The 20,509-nt window shown below is 70.6% G+C and carries 17 protein-coding genes; 11 read left to right on the top strand and 6 right to left on the bottom strand.

Going from position 1 to position 20,509, the window contains the following annotated elements; translation table 11 throughout:
• The first annotated feature begins 10 nt into the window (after positions 1-10).
• The 6 genes from ftsZ to KGS77_RS27675 all read left to right on the top strand — a co-directional run bounded on the left by ftsZ (position 11) and on the right by KGS77_RS27675 (position 5,002).
• Positions 11-1,261: a cell division protein FtsZ gene (gene ftsZ, locus KGS77_RS27650; RefSeq protein ID WP_242585882.1), complete on the top strand. Its 1,251-nt coding sequence runs from the start codon at positions 11-13 to the stop codon at positions 1,259-1,261.
• Between the two features lie 35 nt (positions 1,262-1,296).
• Positions 1,297-2,046, top strand: coding sequence for a peptidoglycan editing factor PgeF (pgeF, locus tag KGS77_RS27655; RefSeq protein ID WP_242585883.1), 750 nt, complete (start codon positions 1,297-1,299; stop codon positions 2,044-2,046).
• 3 nt (positions 2,047-2,049) lie between these two features.
• Positions 2,050-2,793: a YggS family pyridoxal phosphate-dependent enzyme gene (locus tag KGS77_RS27660; protein ID WP_242585884.1), complete on the top strand. Its 744-nt coding sequence runs from the start codon at positions 2,050-2,052 to the stop codon at positions 2,791-2,793.
• Between the two features lie 124 nt (positions 2,794-2,917).
• The gene (gene sepF / locus KGS77_RS27665; protein WP_242585885.1) at positions 2,918-3,535 is read left to right on the top strand and encodes a cell division protein SepF; all 618 of its coding nucleotides are present in this window, start codon (positions 2,918-2,920) and stop codon (positions 3,533-3,535) included.
• 62 nt (positions 3,536-3,597) lie between these two features.
• Positions 3,598-3,891 carry a YggT family protein gene (locus tag KGS77_RS27670; RefSeq protein ID WP_003986336.1) on the top strand — a complete coding sequence of 98 codons (294 nt, stop codon included), beginning with the start codon at positions 3,598-3,600 and terminating at the stop codon, positions 3,889-3,891.
• A 49-nt stretch (positions 3,892-3,940) separates the two neighbouring features.
• Positions 3,941-5,002 carry a DivIVA domain-containing protein gene (locus tag KGS77_RS27675; RefSeq protein ID WP_242585886.1) on the top strand — a complete coding sequence of 354 codons (1,062 nt, stop codon included), beginning with the start codon at positions 3,941-3,943 and terminating at the stop codon, positions 5,000-5,002.
• Between the two features lie 506 nt (positions 5,003-5,508).
• Here KGS77_RS27675 and ileS read toward each other — a convergent pair.
• The gene (gene ileS / locus KGS77_RS27680) at positions 5,509-8,655 is read right to left on the bottom strand and encodes an isoleucine--tRNA ligase (RefSeq protein ID WP_242585887.1); all 3,147 of its coding nucleotides are present in this window, start codon (positions 8,653-8,655) and stop codon (positions 5,509-5,511) included.
• A gap of 604 nt (positions 8,656-9,259) precedes the next feature.
• On the opposite strand from ileS, the gene KGS77_RS27685 reads away from it, so the two are divergent.
• The 4 genes from KGS77_RS27685 (at position 9,260) to KGS77_RS27700 (ending at position 13,786) form a co-directional block, all read left to right on the top strand.
• Complete coding sequence (locus tag KGS77_RS27685) at positions 9,260-10,156, top strand: TraR/DksA C4-type zinc finger protein (protein WP_242585888.1); 897 nt, start codon at positions 9,260-9,262, stop codon at positions 10,154-10,156.
• A 217-nt stretch (positions 10,157-10,373) separates the two neighbouring features.
• Positions 10,374-11,057, top strand: a complete 684-nt coding sequence (gene lspA, locus KGS77_RS27690) for a signal peptidase II (protein ID WP_242585889.1) — start codon at positions 10,374-10,376, stop codon at positions 11,055-11,057.
• Positions 11,058-11,070: 13 nt separating this feature from the next.
• Positions 11,071-12,012, top strand: a complete 942-nt coding sequence (locus KGS77_RS27695) for an RluA family pseudouridine synthase (protein WP_242585890.1) — start codon at positions 11,071-11,073, stop codon at positions 12,010-12,012.
• A gap of 172 nt (positions 12,013-12,184) precedes the next feature.
• Positions 12,185-13,786, top strand: coding sequence for a Na+/H+ antiporter (locus KGS77_RS27700; RefSeq protein WP_242585891.1), 1,602 nt, complete (start codon positions 12,185-12,187; stop codon positions 13,784-13,786).
• 86 nt (positions 13,787-13,872) lie between these two features.
• Here the strand turns inward: KGS77_RS27700 and KGS77_RS27705 are convergent, their stop codons facing one another.
• On the bottom strand, positions 13,873-14,994 hold the full coding sequence (locus KGS77_RS27705; RefSeq protein ID WP_242587722.1) for a mechanosensitive ion channel domain-containing protein: 1,122 nt from the start codon (positions 14,992-14,994) through the stop codon (positions 13,873-13,875).
• Between the two features lie 103 nt (positions 14,995-15,097).
• Here KGS77_RS27705 and KGS77_RS27710 point away from each other — a divergent pair, with 103 nt between their 5' ends.
• Positions 15,098-15,682, top strand: coding sequence for a dienelactone hydrolase family protein (locus tag KGS77_RS27710; RefSeq protein WP_242585892.1), 585 nt, complete (start codon positions 15,098-15,100; stop codon positions 15,680-15,682).
• Positions 15,683-15,791: 109 nt separating this feature from the next.
• Here KGS77_RS27710 and KGS77_RS27715 read toward each other — a convergent pair whose 3' ends face one another.
• The 4 genes from KGS77_RS27715 to KGS77_RS27730 all read right to left on the bottom strand — a co-directional run bounded on the left by KGS77_RS27715 (position 15,792) and on the right by KGS77_RS27730 (position 20,467).
• On the bottom strand, positions 15,792-17,435 hold the full coding sequence (locus KGS77_RS27715) for an alkaline phosphatase D family protein (RefSeq protein ID WP_242585893.1): 1,644 nt from the start codon (positions 17,433-17,435) through the stop codon (positions 15,792-15,794).
• Between the two features lie 81 nt (positions 17,436-17,516).
• Entirely contained in the window at positions 17,517-18,374 is an 858-nt protein-coding gene (locus KGS77_RS27720) for a thioredoxin domain-containing protein (RefSeq protein ID WP_242585894.1), read from the bottom strand.
• Between the two features lie 479 nt (positions 18,375-18,853).
• Complete coding sequence (locus tag KGS77_RS27725) at positions 18,854-19,735, bottom strand: thioredoxin domain-containing protein (protein WP_242585895.1); 882 nt, start codon at positions 19,733-19,735, stop codon at positions 18,854-18,856.
• A gap of 75 nt (positions 19,736-19,810) precedes the next feature.
• Positions 19,811-20,467, bottom strand: a complete 657-nt coding sequence (locus KGS77_RS27730; RefSeq protein ID WP_242585896.1) for a hypothetical protein — start codon at positions 20,465-20,467, stop codon at positions 19,811-19,813.
• Between the last annotated feature and the right edge of the window lie 42 nt (positions 20,468-20,509).

Raw genomic sequence — 20,509 nt, forward strand, 5'->3', positions numbered from 1 at the left:
GGCCTTCGACGTGGCAGCACCGCAGAACTACCTCGCAGTCATCAAGGTCGTCGGCATCGGCGGCGGTGGCGTGAACGCCATCAACCGGATGATCGAGGTCGGGCTCAAGGGCGTCGAGTTCATCGCGATCAACACCGATGCGCAGGCGTTGCTGATGAGCGACGCCGACGTCAAGCTCGACGTCGGCCGCGAGATGACGCGCGGACTCGGCGCCGGCGCCAACCCGGACGTGGGCCGCAAGGCGGCCGAGGACCACCGTGAGGAGATCGAGGAGGTCCTCAAGGGCGCCGACATGGTCTTCGTGACCGCGGGCGAGGGCGGCGGTACCGGCACCGGCGGCGCGCCCGTCGTCGCCAACATCGCCCGTTCGCTGGGCGCCCTGACGATCGGTGTGGTCACCCGGCCGTTCACCTTCGAGGGCCGCCGCCGCGCGAACCAGGCCGAGGACGGCATCGCCCAGTTGCGCGAAGAGGTCGACACCCTCATCGTGATCCCCAACGACCGGCTGCTGTCGATCTCGGACCGCCAGGTGAGCGTGCTGGACGCGTTCAAGTCCGCGGACCAGGTGCTGCTGTCGGGTGTGCAGGGCATCACCGATCTGATCACCACACCGGGTCTGATCAACCTGGACTTCGCGGACGTGAAGTCCGTGATGTCCGAGGCCGGCTCGGCCCTCATGGGCATCGGCTCGGCGCGCGGCGACGACCGCGCGGTGGCCGCCGCGGAGATGGCGATCTCCTCGCCGCTCCTGGAGGCGTCCATCGACGGCGCCCGCGGTGTGCTGCTCTCCATCTCCGGCGGCTCCGACCTCGGTCTCTTCGAGATCAACGAGGCCGCGCAGTTGGTCAGCGAGGCCGCGCACCCCGAAGCCAACATCATCTTCGGCGCGGTCATCGACGACGCGCTGGGCGACGAGGTACGGGTCACCGTCATCGCCGCGGGCTTCGACGGCGGCCAGCCGCCGGCCCGCCGCGACACGGTCCTGGGCTCCGCCTCCGCCAAGCGCGAGGAGCCCGCGTCCGTCCCCGGCCGCCCCGCGGACCGGCCCGAGCCCCGCTCCTCCTTCAGCGGCCTGGGCTCGGTGCCCGTACGGGACGAGGAGCCGGTCCCGGCCGAGCCCTCCCCGCTGAGCGAGGTGCCTGCCCCGCCCTACGGGGGCGACAGCCCGCTGCCGTCGGCCGGCGGGGCCCAGGTTCCCCCGGCCCGTCCGTACTCGGACAGCGCGGCCGAGGAGCTGGACGTCCCCGACTTCCTGAAGTAGCCGAAGACTCCACAGTGATAGGGCAGCAGCACGCAGTGCTGAAGAACCACGAGAGCGGCGCCCACTTCGCCTTCACCGACCGGTGGGGCGGGGTGAGCGCCGCTCCGTATGACGAGCTGAACCTCGGCGGCGCGGTCGGCGACGACCCCAAGGCCGTACGGGCCAACCGGAAGCTGGCAGCCGGCGCGCTGGGTCTGGACCCGGCCTCGGTCGTCTGGATGAACCAGGTGCACGGCAAGGACGTCGCCGTGGTCGACGGGCCGTGGGACACGGCGGACATTCCGTGCGTGGACGCGGTGGTGACGGCCCGTCGGGGGCTCGCCCTGGCCGTTCTGACCGCCGACTGCACGCCCGTGCTCCTGGCGGATCCGACCGCCGGGGTCGTGGGCGCGGCGCACGCCGGACGGCCGGGGCTGGTCGCCGGGGTCGTGCCGGCGACCGTCGAGGCCATGACCGCGCTGGGAGCCGACCCCGCCCGTATCGTGGCGTACACGGGACCGGCGGTGTGCGCAGGCTGCTACGAGGTGCCGGAGACGATGCGCGCCGAGGTCGCCGAAACGGTTCCTCAGGCGTGGGCCACCACACGCCGGGGCACCCCGGCGGTCGATGTCGTCGCGGGCGTGGGGGCCCAGCTCGCCGCCGCGGGCGTGCTCGTCCGTGAGCATTCCCACATCTGCACACGGGAATCGGCGGACCATTTCTCCTACCGGCGCGACCGCACGACCGGGCGGCAGGCGAGCTACGTGTGGCTCCGGGAGCCCGGCGTCGACAGTGGAAGAGGCTGAGGTGTGAGCGACCGCAAGAAGGAACTGGCCGACAACCTGGCGCGGGTGGAGGACCGGATCTCCACCGCCTGTGCCAAGGCCGGCCGGGCGCGCGAGGAGGTGACCCTGATCGTGGTCACCAAGACCTACCCCGCCCAGGACGTCCGGATGCTCGCGGAGCTGGGGGTCCGTCACGTCGCGGAGAACCGCGACCAGGACGCGGCGCCGAAAGCCGCTGCCTGCACGGATCTGACCCTTACGTGGCACTTCGTCGGTCAATTGCAGACCAATAAGGTGCGTTCTGTGGTCGGTTACGCCGATATCGTGCAGTCGGTCGACCGGCCCAAGCTGGTCTCCGCACTGTCGAGGGAAGCCGTACGGGCCGGCCGCGAGCTCGGCTGCCTCCTCCAGGTGGCACTTGACGCCGAGCCGGGCGGCACCGGGCAGACGGCCGGCGCCGGCCCCGCGGCCCGCGGGGGCGTGGCGCCGGAGGGGGTCGCCGAACTCGCGGACGCGATCGGCCGGGCCCAAGGGCTGCGCCTGGACGGCCTGATGACGGTGGCCCCGCTGGCCGGTCCGTACGCGGGCCGCCAACTCGCCGCGTTCGAGCGTTTGATGGAAATCTCATCCGGCCTGCGCGTGAACCATCCGGCTGCGAACATGGTCTCAGCAGGTATGAGCGCGGACCTTGAGGACGCAGTGATGGCCGGGGCGACACATGTACGCGTCGGCACTGCGGTACTCGGAGTCCGACCTAGGCTCGGGTAACGTCGCCAAGCAAGTCGGACCACAGCACAAAATATGGTCAATACCGCCAAAAGGCGGGCAGGCCGAGTGGATCCAGGGCACCCGGTGACGGAGCCGATCCACCACAGAGCGGAGGACGTAGAGAATGGCCGGCGCGATGCGCAAGATGGCGGTCTACCTCGGCCTCGTGGAGGACGATGGGTACGACGGCCGGGGTTTCGACCCCGACGACGAGTTCGAACCCGAACTCGATCCCGAGCCCGACCGGGGTCGGCGGCAGCAGCAAGTACCCACCGAACCACACCCGGAACGGGAGGAACCGGTCCGAGTCGTACAGCCTCCGGCTCAGCGCGAACCGACTCCGCTCGCCACCGAAAGCGGACGACCCGCGCGAATCGCCCCCGTGGCGTCCATCACACCCGACCGTCCGAATCTGGAGAAGAACGCACCGGTGATCATGCCCAAGGTTGTGTCCGAGCGGGAGCCCTACCGCATCACCACGCTGCACCCCCGGACCTACAACGAGGCCCGTACCATCGGGGAACACTTCCGTGAAGGCACTCCGGTGATCATGAATCTCACGGAGATGGACGACACGGACGCGAAGCGACTTGTCGACTTTGCTGCCGGTTTGGTCTTCGGTCTGCACGGAAGTATTGAACGGGTGACGCAGAAGGTGTTCCTGTTGTCGCCTGCTAACGTCGATGTCACGGCGGAGGACAAGGCCCGCATCGCAGAGGGCGGGTTCTTCAACCAGAGCTGAGACGCAACACCGGGCACACCGAGGCCGCGAGGCCGACACAGGCAAGGGGAGAGGGACGCGAGATGAGCATCGCTGGTCAGGTGATCTACATCGCGCTGTACTGCTTCCTGATCGTGTTGATCTTCCGGCTGGTGATGGACTACGTCTTCCAGTTCGCCCGTTCATGGCAACCCGGCAAGCCAATGGTGGTCGTTCTGGAGGCCACCTACACTGTCACTGATCCGCCACTCAAGCTTCTGCGGCGATTCATTCCGCCGCTGCGTCTCGGGGGCGTGGCGCTCGACCTGTCCTTCTTCGTATTGATGATCATCGTCTACATCCTGATCACCGTCGTGAGGTCGGTGTTGTTGGTGTGAACGATACGGTCTTGCCGATTGCCGACGACTACGTTGAGGTGAAGTAGAGATGCCGTTGACCCCCGAGGACGTGCGGAACAAGCAGTTCACGACCGTCCGCCTCCGAGAAGGCTATGACGAGGACGAGGTCGATGCCTTCCTCGATGAGGTCGAAGCCGAACTGACCCGCCTGCTGCGCGAGAACGAGGACCTGCGCGCCAAGCTGGCCGCCGCGACCCGGGCCGCCGCGCAGAACCAGCAGCAGAACATGCGCAAGCAGGACGGACCGGACCAGCGCGCCGGGGCTCCCGTGCCCGCCGCCATATCCGGACCGCAGCCGGTGCCGCAGCAGCAGCAGATGGGTGGCCCGCCCCAACTGCCCGGCGGTGCACCGCAGCTTCCGGCGGGTCCCGGCGGACACGGCCCCCAGGGCCCGCACGGCCCCGGTCCGATGGGTCCCGGCGGCCCGATGGGTGGCCCCATGGGCGGCCCCGGCGGCCCCCAGATGCCGCAGCCGGGCCAGGGTCCGGGCGGCGACAGCGCGGCCCGCGTGCTCTCGCTCGCCCAGCAGACCGCCGACCAGGCGATCGCGGAGGCCCGTTCCGAGGCCAACAAGATCGTCGGCGAGGCCCGCAGCCGCGCCGAGGGCCTGGAGCGGGACGCCCGCGCCAAGGCGGACGCGCTGGAGCGGGACGCGCAGGAGAAGCACCGCGTCGCGATGGGCTCGCTGGAGTCCGCCCGCGCCACGCTGGAGCGCAAGGTCGAGGACCTGCGCGGCTTCGAGCGCGAGTACCGCACGCGTCTGAAGTCCTACCTGGAGAGCCAGCTCCGGCAGTTGGAGAACCAGGCGGACGACTCGCTGGCCCCCCAGCGGACCCCCGCGACCGCGTCGCTGCCGCCGTCGCCGTCGATGGCTTCGGCCGGCGCGGGCTCCATGGGCGGCAACCACTCCATGGGCGGCCCCTCGATGGGCCACGGCGGCCCGTCCGGCGGTCCGTCCTACGGCGGCCAGCAGCAGATGTCGCCCGCGATGACACAGCCGATGGCACCGGTACGGCCGCAGGGCCAGCAGCCGATGCAGCAGGCGCCGTCGCCGATGCGGGGCTTCCTCATCGACGAGGACGACAACTGACACCCGTACCACGCGGATAGTCGGCAATCAGGGCCGGGCCCCGAGGGATCTCTCCCTCGGGGCCCGTTTCCGTCCGTGACGGCCGGCCGAGGAAGTGGCCCCGCGCCGAGGGGCGCCCCATAGGGAGGCGCGCCCCTCGAACGAGGGAAGATACGGCGCCATTCGGGCGATATCCGACGCAGCGGCCGTCGCGGCGGAACCGCTGGACCAGCCCGCGTGCGTCGGGGTGCGTTCCGTGTTGGTGTCCCGCTTGTGGGTGGCGCACGGGGTTGGTCGGTGAGTCGGGGACGCGTCGGCGGCATCTCCCGGCCGAAGGCTGAGGGAGAGTGGCCCCGGCCCCCACCCACCGGGCGACTGCACAACTCCCAGACACATCAAGCGCGCCTGGACGCGTAATAACGCACCCACCATGCAAACACCCCCCGGCCCCCACACGGGGAACCAGGGGGCAGGCAGAGGGGTAGGCCGGGGTGACCCCTAAGAGGCCGGGGTCACCCCGGAAAGACCTACGCCTTGCGGAGGCGGAAGGTCAGGGACAGGCCCTCGTCCGTGAAGGGCTCGCCGTACGCGGTGTCCCCGGCGGCGTCCACCTCGCCGGAGGCGAAGTCCGTGGCCAGGACCTCGTCCGCGATGAGGGCCGCGTGGTCGGTCAGGGCCGTACGGACCTCCTCGTCGGTGGAGTGCCAGCGCAGAGCGATCCGGTCGGCGACGTCCAGGCCGCTGTTCTTGCGGGCCTCCTGGATCAGCCGGATCGCGTCACGGGCCAGCCCGGCGCGGCGCAGCTCCGGGGTGATCTCCAGGTCCAGGGCGACGGTGGCGCCGGAGTCGGAGGCCACCGACCAGCCCTCACGCGGGGTCTCGGTGATGATCACCTCGTCGGGGGACAGCGTCACCGTCTCCCCGTCGACCTCGACGCTCGCCTCACCCGAGCGCAGGGCCAGGGAGAGCGCCGCGGCGTCCGCGGCGGCGACGGCCTTGGCGACGGCCTGTACGCCCTTGCCGAACCGCTTGCCCAGCGCCCGGAAGTTGGCCTTGGCGGTGGTGTCGACCAGGGAGCCGCCGACCTCGGAGAGCGAGGCGAGGCCGGAGACGTTCAGCTCCTCGGCGATCTGGTCGCGCAGCTCGGGGGAGAGGGACTCGAAGCCCGCCGCCGCGACCAGCGCGCGCGACAGCGGCTGGCGGGTCTTGACGCCGGACTCGGCACGCGTGGCCCGGCCCAGTTCGACCAGGCGGCGGACCAGCAGCATCTGCTGCGAGAGCACCGGGTCGATGAGGGAGCGGTCGGCCACCGGCCAGGTGGAGAGGTGGACGGAGTCCGGGGCGTCCGGGGTGACCGGGACGACCAGGTCCTGCCAGACCCGCTCGGTGATGAAGGGGGTCAGGGGGGCCATCAGTCGGGTCACCGTCTCGATGACCTCGTGGAGGGTGCGCAGCGCGCCCGCGTCGCCCTGCCAGAAGCGGCGGCGGGAGCGGCGTACGTACCAGTTGGACAGGTCGTCCACGAAGGACGACAACAGCTTGCCGGCGCGCTGGGTGTCGTAGGACTCCAGCGCCTGGGTGACCTCCTCGACCAGCGTGTTCAGCTCGCCGAGCAGCCAGCGGTCCAGGATGGGGCGGTCGGCCGGCGCCGGGTCGGCGGCGGAGGGGGCCCAGCCGGAGGTGCGGGCGTACAGGGCCTGGAAGGCGACGGTGTTCCAGTAGGTCAGCAGGGTCTTGCGGACGACTTCCTGGATCGTGCCGTGGCCGACGCGGCGGGCCGCCCAGGGGGAGCCGCCGGCCGCCATGAACCAGCGGACCGCGTCGGCGCCGTGCTGGTCCATCAGGGGGATCGGCTGGAGGATGTTGCCCAGGTGCTTGGACATCTTCCGGCCGTCCTCGGCCAGGATGTGGCCCAGGCAGACGACGTTCTCGTACGAGGACTTGTCGAAGACGAGCGTGCCGACGGCCATCAGCGTGTAGAACCAGCCGCGGGTCTGGTCGATGGCCTCGGAGATGAACTGCGCCGGGTAGCGCTTGTCGAAGACGTCCTGGTTCTTGTACGGGTAGCCCCACTGCGCGAACGGCATCGAGCCCGAGTCGTACCAGGCGTCGATGACCTCCGGGACGCGGGTGGCGGTGTCCTGGCAGGCCGGGCAGGGGAAGGTGACGTCGTCGATGTACGGGCGGTGCGGGTCCAGCCCGGACTGGTCGGTGCCGGTCAGCTCGGACAGCTCGGCCAGGGAGCCCACGCAGGTGAGGTGGTCCTGCTCGCAGCGCCAGATGGGCAGCGGCGTGCCCCAGTAGCGGTTGCGGGACAGCGCCCAGTCGATGTTGTTGTTCAGCCAGTCGCCGAAGCGGCCGTGCTTGACCGACTCCGGGTACCAGTTGGTCTTCTCGTTCTCCCGCAGCAGGGCGTCCTTGACCGCGGTCGTACGGATGTACCAGGACGGCTGGGCGTAGTAGAGGAGCGCGGTGTGGCAGCGCCAGCAGTGCGGGTAGCTGTGCTCGTAGGCGAGGTGCTTGAAGAGCAGGCCGCGCGCGGCGAGGTCCTCCACCAGGGCCTCGTCGGCCTTCTTGAAGAACTGGCCGCCGACCAGGGCGACGTCTTCGGCGAAGGTGCCGTCGGGCCGGACCGGGTTGACGACCGGGAGGTCGTACGCCTTGCAGGTGCGCAGGTCGTCCTCGCCGAAGGCCGGTGCCTGGTGGACCAGGCCCGTACCGTCCTCGGTGGTGACGTACTCGGCGTTGACGACGAAGTTGGCACCTTCCAGCTCCACCAGGTCGAACGGGCGCCGGTAGGCCCAGCGCTCCATCTCACGGCCGGTGAAGGACTGGCCGGTGGCGCTCCAGCCCTCGCCGAGGGCCTTTTCCAGCAGCGGTTCGGCGACGACCAGCTTCTCCGTGCCGTCGGTGGCCACGACGTACCGGACGTCGGGGTGGGCGGCCACGGCGGTGTTGGAGACCAGCGTCCAGGGGGTGGTCGTCCAGATGAGCAGGGCGGCCTCGCCGGCGAGCGGGCCGGAGGTCAGGGGGAGGCGGACGAAGACCGAGGGGTCCACGACGGTCTCGTAGCCCTGGGCCAGCTCGTGGTCGGACAGGCCGGTGCCGCAGCGCGGGCACCAGGGGGCGACGCGGTGGTCCTGGACCAGCAGGCCCTTGGAGAAGATCTGCTTCAGGGACCACCACACCGACTGGATGTAGTCGGGGTCCATCGTGCGGTACGCGTCGTCCAGGTCGACCCAGTAGCCCATACGGGTCGTGAGCTCGGTGAAGGCGTCGGTGTGCCGGGTCACCGACTCCCGGCACCTGGCGTTGAACTCGGCGATGCCGTACGCCTCGATGTCCTTCTTGCCGTTGAAGCCCAGCTCCTTCTCCACGGCCAGCTCGACCGGCAGGCCGTGGCAGTCCCAGCCCGCCTTGCGGCCGACGTGGTAGCCCTGCATCGTGCGGAACCGGGGGAAGACGTCCTTGAAGACGCGGGCCTCGATGTGGTGGGCGCCGGGCATGCCGTTGGCGGTCGGCGGGCCCTCGTAGAAGACCCACTCCGGCCGTCCCTCGGACTGCTGGAGGCTACGGGCGAAGACCTTGCGCTCGCGCCAGAAGTCGAGCACGGCGTGCTCAAGGGCGGGCAGGTCGACCTGGGCGGGCACCTGGCGGTACTGGGGCTGCGTCATCGGGCTTCCTCCGGCGGACACCACTTGCTTCTCCGTCCGGAGGGACGAGAGCGCTGGGCTCCCGCGGTACCACCCTCCTTGGCGGCGGGTTCCCGCCGCCCCCTCATTGGGGTAGCGCTGCCGGTTCTACTCGCCCCGCGGCGGTGCGGGGCTTTCTTCCGACGGCTCCGGGGTGATCTTCACCTCGCGCACACCCCCGGGCTCACACCGTCCCCGGGTCGCTCTTGGCTGCGTACGACGCTACTCGTCCCCATCCATGCCTTTCGCTGCGCCCAGTGTACGGCGCGCGGCGATCGCGGCCGACCGCATTTTCCCGCTGCGCCGACCGGGGTACGGCGGTGCCGGGTCCGTGACCCGAATGGCGACACGTGGGGCCAGGGGGCTGCGGACCGGTGCGGGCGGGTGGCGGGCGGCGGGCGGTCATCGCTGCTGGGCTGCCGGATTACCGCGCGGGGAGTTGGGCACAACCGAGGCAGACCCGGGGCTCCGGGCGGGGAGACCGGGTGGGAAAGGGCGGTGCGTCCCGTTGCCGCGTGCCTTGAGGCGTTTTATCGTTCCGGTCACGATTCACGAACAAGATCACATACGTGAAGGGGTCGCGGCCATGGTGGCGAAAAAGACCACCGCGAAGAAGAGCACGGCGAGCGCCGGTAGGACCGCGGCCAAGAAGGCGGCCGAGAAGGCCCCGGTCAAGAAGGCGGCCGAGAAGGCCCCGGTCAAGAAGGCCACAGCCAAAAAGGCCGCGGCCAAGAAAGCGGTCAAGAAGACCGCGGCGGCCAAGACCGTGGCGGCCGGGACGGCCACGAACGCGGCGCCTGCCGTCAAGGCGGTGGCCGCCGGGACCGTACCGGCCGGGAAGACCGCACCACCCAAGAAGACCGCACCGGCCAAGAAGACGGCATCGGCCAAGAAGGCGGTGCCCGCGAAGAAGACGGGAGCCAAGACGGTGGTGGCGAAGGACACTGCGGGCGGGGCACCGACCGCCGCGGCCGATGAGCGCGAAGGTCAGTACGCAGCACCGCACGGGGAGCGGCACGCACAGCAGCCACGGGCCGAGGAGGACCTCACGGAGGTGCCCAGGGCCCGTACGGCCGTGGCGGCACCGGGCGAGCTGGCGGTACGGCCCGGCGAGGACCCCTGGTCGCCGGCCGAGGTCGCCGAGGCGCGGACGGAGCTGATGGCCGAGGTGGGGCGGCTGCGTACGGAGATCGCGGCCTCCGAGGACGCGATCGCCGGGCTGATGCGGGACTCCGGTGACGGCGCGGGCGACGATGAGGCGGACACCGGCACCAAGAACATCACCCGCGAACACGAACTGGCGCTGGCCTCCAACGCCCGCGAGATGCTCTCGCAGACCGAGCGGGCCCTGGAGCGGCTGGACGCCGGCACGTACGGGCTGTGCGAGAACTGCGGCAACCCCATCGGAAAGGCGCGTATGCAGGCGTTCCCGAGGGCGACGCTGTGCGTGGAGTGCAAGCAGAAGCAGGAGCGCCGCTCCTGAGGACGCCGGTGCCCCTGCCGCCGCTTGCGCCGGGGCACCGCTCCGTTCCCGTGGGACATCTGTCTGTTCCTGTGGGGCACCTGTCCGTTCCTGTGGCGGTACGAAAATCGCCGACCGCGGGCACGGGCACCCGGGTTGTCCGTACGGGTGTGCCGTACCCTCGTGCTCAGCCGGGCGAGGCCCGGCGCGCGGACTCAACGGGCTGAGGGACTCACACGTGACAGAGGCGGAGCGCATCACCGGTACGCCGGAATCCGGGCCGGACTCCGGCAAGGGGCCCCTTTCGGGTGCCGGGCAGCGACCCGACGGGGGACAGCCGGCCGAGCCGGGGACGGACGGCGGCCAGGAGGCCGGGGCCGAGGCCAAGACCGGGCCGGCCGAAGCGGGCGGGGCGACCGGGGCGGGTGCGCCCCGGCGCAAGCGCCGGATCCTCGCGCTCCTCGTGGTTGCCGCCTTGGTGTACGCCCTGGACCTGGGCAGCAAGATCCTGGTGGTCGCCAAGCTGGAGCACCACGCGCCGGTGAAGATCATCGGGTCGCTGCTGCGCCTGGAGGTGATCCGCAACCGTGGTGCCGCCTTCAGCATCGGCGAGGCGCTGACGATCTTCCTCACCGCCATCGCCGTGACCGTGATCGTGGTGATCGCCCGTATCGCGCGCAAGCTCTACAGCCTGCCGTGGGGCATCGCGCTCGGGCTGCTGCTCGGCGGCGCCTTCGGCAACCTCACCGACCGCATCTTCCGTACCCCCGGTATCTTCGAGGGCGCGGTGGTCGACTTCATCGCCCCGGCCCACTTCGCGGTCTTCAACTTCGCCGACTCCGCGATCGTCTGCGGCGGCATCCTGATCGTGATCCTGTCCTTCCGCGGACTGGACCCCGACGGGACCGTTCATAAGGACTGACATACTCGTAGGCGTGAGCACCATTCCCGAGATCCGCACCCTGCCCGTACCGGACGGCCTGGAGGGCGAGCGCGTCGACGCCGCGCTGGCCCGCATGTTCGGCTTCTCTCGTACGAAGGCGGCCGAGCTGGCGGCGGCCGGGAAGGTCCGGGTCGACGGCGCCGAGGTCATGAAGTCCGAGCGGGTGCGCGGCGGCGCCTGGCTGGAAGTGGAGATGCCGCGGTCGGCGCCGCCGGTGGAGATCGTCGCCGAGCCCGTCGAGGGCATGGAGATCGTCCATGACGACGACGACATCGTGGTGATCGTCAAGCCGGTGGGCGTCGCGGCCCACCCGAGCCCCGGATGGACCGGCACGACCGTCATCGGCGGGCTCGCCGCCGCGGGCTACCGGATCTCGACCTCCGGCGCCGCCGAACGCCAGGGCATCGTGCACCGCCTGGACGTGGGCACCTCCGGCCTGATGGTCGTGGCCAAGTCCGAGCGCGCCTACACCCTCCTCAAGCAGCAGTTCAGGGACCGCACGGTCGACAAGCGCTACCACGCGCTGGTGCAGGGCCACCCGGACCCGCTGAGCGGCACGATCGACGCCCCCATCGGCCGCCACCCGCAGCACGACTACAAGTGGGCGGTCACCGCCGAGGGCAAGCCGTCGGTCACGCACTACGACCTCATCGAGGCGTTCCGGGCGGCCAGCCTGCTGGACATCAAGCTGGAGACGGGCCGCACCCACCAGATCCGGGTGCACATGTCCGCCCACCGCCACCCCTGCGTCGGCGACCTCACCTACGGCGCGGACCCCACGCTGGCCAAGCGCCTGCGCGTGAGCCGGCAGTGGCTGCACGCGGTGCGCCTGGGCTTCGAGCACCCCTCCGACGGCCGCTGGGTGGAGTTCGAGAGCGCCTACCCCGACGACCTCCAGGGCGCGCTGGACAGGGTGCGGGCGGAGAGCGCGTAGCCGTACGGGCGACAGGCGCGTAGCCGTACGCCAGGCGCGTAGTCGTACGCGAGGTGTGCGGGTAAGCCGGACGAGAGATATGAGGGCCATGCCCGCCTGAGCGGGGTTTGCCCCGCTTCGTGGCACGCTTGATCCGGAACGTCATCGATGTCGACACCGGAGCGTGCCCGCCGTGGACCAGTTGGCCCTGATGTTCGTCCTGCTCCTGGGGGCCGTGGTCATGGTTCCCGTCGGCGACCGGCTGGGTCTGCCGTCCCCGGTGCTGATGACCCTCCTGGGAGCCGCGCTGGCCCTGATCCCGTTCGTGCCGAACGTGGACCTGCCGCCGGAGTTCATCCTCCCCCTGGTCCTGCCGCCGCTGCTGTACGCCGCCGTGCAGCGCACCTCCTGGCGGCAGTTCACCGCCAACCTCCGGCCGATCTTCCTGCTCGCGGTCGCCCTGGTCTTCGCCACCACGGCGGCCGTCGCCGCGGTCGCGCACGCCGTCGTCCCCGGCCTGCCGGTGGCCGCCGCCGTGGTGCTCGGCGCGCTGGTGGCCCCGCCCGACCCGGTCGCCGCCACCGCGGTCGCCGGCAAGCTGGGCCTGCCCCGCCGCATGGTCTCCATCCTGGAGGGCGAGGGGCTCTTCAACGACGTCACCGCGATCGTGCTCTACCACGTGGCGCTGGCCGCGGCGGTCAGCGGCAGCTTCTCCGCCCCCTCCGCTGCCGTCGCACTCGTCCTGTCGGCGGTGGTCGCCATAGCGGTCGGGCTGGTGCTGGGCTGGGCCGCCAACAGACTGATGGGGCTGCTCGGCGACCCCACGCTGCAGATCGGCCTGACGCTGCTGGTGCCGTTCGTGGCGTACGTGGTGGCCGAGGAGTTCCGGGGCTCGGGCGTGCTGGCCGTGCTGACCTGCGCGCTCTTCCTGGCCGAGTACGCCGCCGACCCTGATGACGTCATGGGCCGGCTCGCCGGCTACACCTTCTGGGAGGTCGTCGACACCCTGGTCACCGGGGTCGCCTTCGGACTCATCGGCCTGGAGCTGCACAACACCTTCGGCACCGCCTCCGGCCGCTGGGGCGAGATGCTGCGGACCGGCGCCGTGGTCGTCGCGGTCGTGGTGGGCGTACGGCTGCTGTGGCTGCTGCCCGCCGCCTGGCTGGCCAAGCGCATGCACCGGCTGCGCGACTACGACGAGGACATCCCCATGAGCTGGCGGGAGACCCTGATCATGTGGTGGTCGGGGATGCGCGGGGTCGCGTCGGTGGCGCTGGCGCTGGCCATCCCGTACGAGACCGACTCCGGCGACCCCTTCCCGGCCCGCGACGAGATCCTCTTCATCGCCTTCGCGGTCGTCCTGACCACCTTGATCGTGCAGGGCCTGTCCCTGCCCCGGCTGGTCAAGAAGCTGCGGGTACGGGCCGACTCGGAAGCCGAGGAGGAGCTGGAGCGGGAGCTGGCGCTACGGGTGATCAAGGCGGCCAAGCGGCGGCTGAAGGAGATCATGGAGGTCGAGGAGCTGCCGGAGGAGATCGCCGACCAGCTCTCCCGCCGCGCGTACGACATAGGAGCCCGCATCGCGCCGGACATCGTGGACGACGACCGGCGGGAGCACTTCGACAAGCGGATCGCGCGGGTGAAGAAGGTGCACCGGGTCCAGGGCGAGATGCTCTCGGCCGCCCGCCACGAGGTGCTCGCCGCCCGCAGCGAGCCCGGCGCCGACCCGGAGATCGTGGACCGGGTGCTGCGCCAGCTCGACATGCGCAGCCTGCGCGGGGCGCCGCTCCAGTAGAGGCGCCGTTCCGGTAGGGCCGTAGCTCCAGTAGGGCCGTCGCTCCGGTAGAGCCGTAGCTCCAGTAGGGCTGTCGCAGGGAGTCGCTAGGACCGCGCTCCCCGGGAACCCGGGCCCGGCCCCCTGTCCGGCTCCGGCCCCTCGTACAGGTACGGACCGCTCTCGCCGGAGCTCCCGGGGGCCGGGGCGGTGGCGATCCGCGGCAGCGCGTACGGGTGCTCCGTACGCAGCCACTCGATCATCCGCTCGCGCACCTCGCAGCGGACCGACCAGATCGCGTCGGAATCCCGGGCGGTGACCAGGGCCCGTACCTGGATCGTGGAGGGTGTGGTGTCGGTGACCACCAGGCTCCAGGCGCGGCCGTCCCAGTCCGCGCTGTCCTGGAGGATCTCGTGCAGCTTCTCGCGCATCTTCTCCACCGGGGCGGCGTGGTCGAGGTGGAAGAAGACGGTGCCGGTCATCTGCGCGCCGCCGCGCGACCAGTTCTCGAAGGGCTTGTTGGTGAAGTAGGACACCGGCATCGTTATCCGGCGCTCGTCCCAGGTCCGTACGGTCAAGAAGGTCAGGGTGATCTCCTCGACCGTGCCCCACTCGCGCTCCACGACCACCGTGTCGCCTATGCGCACCATGTCACCGAAGGCGATCTGGAGCCCCGCGAAGAGGTTGCCGAGCGTGGACTGCGCCGCGATACCGGCGACGATGCCCAGCAGTCCGGCGGAGGCCAGCATGGACTGGCCGACGGTGCGCATCTCGGGGAAGGTCAGCAGCATCGAGGCCGCGGCGACCACGATGACCACGGCCGTCACCACACGCTGGATCAGCGTCACCTGGGTCCGTACGCGCCGTACCCGGGCCGCGTCCCGGGCGACGGCCGCATAACGGCTGTAGGTGGACTCCACGATGGCCGCGGAGGCTCTGATGGCCAGCCACGCCGTGGCCGCGATCAGCACCAGCGACAGGCACTGCCCGATGCCCGCCTGGTGGTCCCGGACGAGGCCGATGTCGGTCTCGTCGTACGAGCCGCGCAGCAGGGCGGCGGCCAGCAGCAACTGGAGCGGTATGCGGCAGCGCCGCAGCAGACCCCACAGGGGAGTGTCCGGCCGGGCGGCGTCGACCTTGCACAGGGCCCGGTCGGTGAGCCAGCCCAGAATCAGCGTGACGATTATCGTCCCGCCCACGACGACGAGCGGACGCAGCACGTCCTCCATGGACACTTGGTCCTCCCTTTCATGGTCGGCCTGGTGCCGGTCCCCTCCGACCGTAACTGGCACGATGGGGGAAGTGCGATCCAGTGACAGGGAAGTGAATCCAGTGGCCCATGCCCCCTCGACCGTTGTTCTGTTCCATTCGGTGTGCGGCCTGCGGCCCGCGGTGCACGCCGCGGCCGACAAGCTGCGTGCGGCGGGCCACGAGGTGATCGTGCCGGATCTCTTCGAGGGGCGGACCGCGACGACCGTCGAGGACGGCACGGCGATCAAGGACGAGATCGGCAAGGACGAGCTGCTGCGGCGGGCCGTGACGGCGGTCGCGCCCTATTCCGACCGGGGCCTGGTCTACGCCGGGTTCTCCTTCGGCGGGGCGGTGGCGCAGAACCTCGCGCTGGCGGACGAAAAGGCGCGCGGGCTGCTCCTGCTGCACGGTACCTCGGACATCGCGGACGACGCCTTTGTGGACGACCTGCCCGTGCAGTTGCACGTCGCGGACCCGGACCCCTTCGAGCCGCACGACTGGCTCAACGCCTGGTACCTGCGGATGTGCCGGGCCGGTGCGGACGTGGAGGTCTACCGCTACCCCGGCGCGGGGCACCTGTTCACCGACGACGGTCTGCCGGACCACGACGAGGAGGCGGCCGAGAGCACCTGGAAGGTGGCTCTCGGCTTCCTCGGCTCACTTTGAGCCCTGCGGCTCACTCCGGGGCCTGCGACTCACTCCGGGCTTTCCGGGCTTCTTCCCGCTGCCGTAGGGGCGTACGGGTGTACAGGCGTACGGGCCCGGCGGGTTTCCGTCAGCGCACCGGCTGGTCCACGGCCTCCACCCGCTGCGTTCCCGCCAGTGTCCGGTAGGAGCGGATGTGCTTGCTGGTGGCGTTCTTGTCGGCCCGGTCCGAGACGGCGAAGTAGTCCATCTGCGTACGCCGGGCGTCGACGTCCAGGACGCCGTAGCCGTGCGAGTCCATGTCCAGCCACTTCACGTGCCGGTTGGCCGCCTTGATGGCGGCGACGCCGACCAGTGAGACGGTGTGCGGGGCGACGTGGAGGAAGTCGTCCACGTTGTCGGAGGTGACCGAGGTGACCACGAACTCGGTGGCGACCGGCGGCTCGGACGGGTAGTCCGCGGCCTTCAGCGGCACGTCGTTGGCCCAGGCCATGTGGATGTCGCCGGTCAGGAAGACGGTGTTGTCGATGCGCCGGTCGTGCAGGTGGCTCAGCAGCTCGCGCCGGTCGTCGGTGTAGCCGTCCCACTGGTCGGTGTTGACCGCCAGCCCCTCCTGGGGCAGGCCGAGCAGCTTGGCCAGCGGCGCCAGCAGCTTGGCCGGTACGGAGCCGAAGGCGACCTGGGAGATCATCACGGAGGTGCCGACCAGCCGCCAGGCGGTGTCCGAGCGCTCCAGTCCGGCCTTGAGCCAGTCCAACTGGGCCCGCCCGGTGATCGTACGGTCCGGGTCGTCCACCGCCCCGCTGCCGGCCTTGGCCTGCTGGTCGCGGAAGGACCGCAGGTCCAGCAGGTGCAGGTCGGCGAGCTTGCCGAAGCGCAGCCGCCGGTAGGTGGTGCCGGCGGTGGAGGTCCGTACGGGCATCCACTCGAAGTAGGCCTGCTTGGCGGCGGCCATCCGCGCGGACCACTCGCCCTCGGTGCCCGGGGTGTGGTTGTTGGCCCCGCCCGACCAGGCGTTGTCGGCGAACTCGTGGTCGTCCCAGATGGCGATGACGGGGTGGGTGGCGTGCATGGCCAGGGCGTCCGGGTCGGTCTTGTGGATGCCGTGGCGGATGCGGTAATCGGCGAGCGAGATGATCTCGTGCGTGGGGGCGTGCGGGCGCACCACGTACTTCGCGGCCGGGTATTCGCCGGACTTGTACTCGTATATGTAGTCGCCGAGGTGGAGCACCGCGTCCAGGTCGGCCCGGTCGGCGAGATGGCGGTACGCGGAGAAGTAGCCGGCCTCCCAGTTGGCGCAGGAGACCACGCCGAAGCGGATGTTGGAGGCGTCGGCGTCGGGCGCCGGGGCGGTGCGGGTGCGGCCGACGGGGGAGTACGTGCCGTCCAGGCCGAAGCGGTAGTAGTAGGTGGTGGCGGGCGTCAGGCCCCGTACGTCCGCCTTGACGGTGTGGTCGGTGGCGGCGGAGGCGGTCACGGTTCCCCGCGCGACCACCGTGCCGAAGTCCTTGTCCGCCGCCAGCTCCCAGCTCACCGTGGCGGCCGGCCCCCGGCCGGAGCCGGGTACGGCGTCGGGGGTGGGGGTGACGCGGGTCCACAGCAGGATGCCGTCGGGGAGCGGGTCACCGGAGGCGACGCCGTGCAGGAAGAAGGCGCCGGGGGCCGGCCGCTCCTGGGCGCGGGCGGTGGCCGCGGAGGCGAACGGCAGGAGAGCGGCGGTGGCCGCTACGGCCGTAACGGCGGTACGGCGCGAGATCTGGTCATGATCGGTCACGGCCGATGACCATACTGTCAGGTAGTGAACAGCGGGAGGGTTGTTTCGAAAGATTGCGCCCTCCCGCTGCCGGGCCTGGCGTTACTTTTCCTTTGCCTTCCCGAACTCGTCGTCGATCATCTTGGCGAAGTTCGCCTTCGCGAGCTGGTAGTACTGCTCCTTCGTCAGCTTCCTGTCGGGGATTTCGGCCATCTTCAGCTTCTTGTCGCCGTGCATAAAGGTTGGCGTGCTTTTGACGCCTTTACGGCCGAAAAGCGCCGTCATCTCCATCGCCCACCGGTCGTACGTGCCCTTCTTGACCGCCGTCTTGAACGCCTGGTCGTTCCTCAGCTCCGGCACCTGGTCGGCGACGGCCAGCAGCCTGTCGTCCTTGGCGTAGGCGTCGTCGGTCTCCTCGGGGTGGTTCTTCTCCGCGTACAGCGCCGTCTTGTACTTCAAGAACGCCTCCGGGCTGTGGTTGAGGGCCGCGCCCAGCGCGCTGAGCGCGTTCTTGGAGCCCTGCCCGCCCTGCCCGTCGTCGATGAAGCTGTACAGCGTGAAACGGACCTTGTAGCGGCCGTCCTCGATGTCCTTCAGCAGCGCCTCACCGGCACTCTGCTCGAAGGCGGCACAGGCCGGACAGCGGATGTCCTCGAAGACCTCCAGCGTCTCCTTGGCGTTCTTGTCCCCGACGAGGATCTCGGTGCCGTTCTCCCCCTGGGTGTGGGCGGGCCGGACGAGCTTCGCCTCCTTGGCCGCCTCCCAGCCGGTGGGCTCCTTCGGCTTGTTCGCCTTCATGATCCCGAAGGTGACGCCGCCGGCGATGACGAGCACGCCCGCCACGGCCCCCGCCACCAGCAACTGCCGGCGCAGCCGCTCCTTCTTCTTCTGGCGCTCCCGCTCGGCGCGGATGCGCTCGCGGGCCGCCTGCTTGCCGGCCTGGCTGTTGCGGTTGCTCATGAGTGCTCCCCGGTTCATGGCTGGTTCCCGACGGTGGACTGCTGTGGCGCCGTACTTGGGCGGCGGCGAAGGGGGGCCGGGGAGCAGGCGGGCCGCGCCGCCGTAAGGCCAGGGCGAGGACGCCCGCGCGCAGGACCGGCGCCGGTGCCGTCGTGGGCGGCGGGGTGCGCAGGAGCAGGGCGCGGGAGCCGGCGGACAGGGTCACGCACAGCGCGGTGAACAGCGCCGTGTGCAGCGCCGTCGTCGGTGCCCCCCGCCGGGCACCCGTCCCCTCCATGCCGGGGAGTCTCCCATGGGCACGGCGTCACCAGGGGTCAAGATTTGGCATCGGCCGGCCCGCATCCCGCGGGCCGGCCGATGCCGCCGGGCGGCAGCTCAGGGGCCTGGCCCCGGCCCCTGCCCGGCTGTGGTCCGGTTGCCGGGTTGCCGGGTTGCCGGGTTGCCGGGTTGCCGGGTTGTCCGGTCCTCCGGCCGTCCGGTCAGGACTTCATCTGCTCGCCGATCATGGAGGTGAAGGCGTCCGGCGTGGAGGGAGCGGCCTTGCCGCGGTCGGAGTCCGTGCCCACGATCGTGCCGTTCATCTTGACCGTGGGGGTGCTCTGGACCTCCTTGTGCGTGTTGAAGTCCTGGGACATCACCAGCGCCCACTTGTCGTACGTACCGCTCTTGACGGCCTTCTGGAACGCCTGGTTCCCCTTGAGTCCGTCGACCGTGTCCGCGATCTTCAGCAGGTAGCTGTCGTCGGCGAACTTGTCCGGGCCCATCTCGTCGGGGTGGTACTCCTTGGAGTACAGCGCCTCCTTGAACTTCAAGAAAGCGTCGGTGCTCACGTTGAGCGCGGCGCCCATCGCGCTGAGGGCGTTCTTGGAGCCGGTGCCCTTGAGGTTGGCGTCCAGGAAGGTGCCCAGGTGGAAGGACACCTTGTACTTGCCGTCCTTGATGTCCTTCTGGACGGTCCCGCCGACGTTCTGCTCGAAACTGGCACAGCCCGGGCAGCGCGCGTCCTCGAACAGCTCCAGGGTGTTCTTGGCGTCCGCCTTGCCGACGACGATGGTCGTGCCGTTCTCACCGCTGGTGTGGGCGGGCTTGACCAGCTTGGCCTTGGCGGCCTTGACCCAGTTGGCGCTGTCGGCGCCGCCACCCGCCTTGGCGACGGCGGCGGTGTCGGTGTCGGTGCCGTCCGAACCACCGGAGTTGGCGACGACCACACCGATGCCGCCCGCGACGGCGAGGACCGCGACGATCGCACCGCCGACGGTCAGTTGCCGGCGGACCTTGTCCCGCTTGGCCTGCCGCTCGCGCTCGGCGCGCAGCCGCTCGCGGGCTGCCTGCTTGTTGGCCTGGTTGTTGCGGTTGCTCATGACTGTCCTGCTCCTGTGAAGTGAAGTGCCCGGTGTCGAGGAGTCCTGGGTGTGCGGCGAAAGCTGCCGGAACGCTCAGGCAGCGAGCGCCCAGGGCGGTCCACGGCGCACGACACAGTGCACGAGCAGTGGTACGGGCCGCGCGGTGGGCCCGTACCGTACGGGCCGGACGGCCGGCCGCGGGGGAGCCGACGCCGCGGTGACGACCGCCAGGGCGATCATCAGCGGCCGGAAGGCCACGGCGGCCACCGCGCCCAGCAACTGGGCCAGCGCCGCCTCACCCCGCCGCAGCCAGGCCGCGGCGAGCAGCCCGATCAGGACGTGCGCGGCCAGCAGCAGCCAGGTGGTGGCGGGCGTGATGTGCTCGGCGGTCAGCTTCACCAAAGGAGCGCCGACCTCACCGCTGCCGCACAGCAGGTCCACGCCCAAGGAGCGCAGCGGCCCGGCCACCGGCCCGCCCGCCTGCCCGTAACAGGCGTGCTGCCCGAGGCTGAAGACCGTGTCGGCGGCCAGCTCCAGCGGGACGAGCAGGGCGGCGATCCGCCCGAAGCCGCGCTCCCGGCCGGCCAGCGCGTAGGAGATCGCGAAGACGGCGGCCGAGAGGGCGGCGAGGGTGGTCAGCGGCAGCGGCATCCGCGAGAGCAGCACATGGGAGGCGGCGGACAGCGTCACGCACAGCGCCGTGAAAAGCGCCGCGCGCAGTGCCCGCAGATGTGCCGCCGAGATGTCCATTGACGCGAGTGTGCCATGGCGCGGGTCAAGCCGGGCTAAGAA

The organism is Streptomyces sp. MST-110588 (assembly GCF_022695595.1).
Taxonomy (GTDB): Bacteria; Actinomycetota; Actinomycetes; order Streptomycetales; family Streptomycetaceae; genus Streptomyces.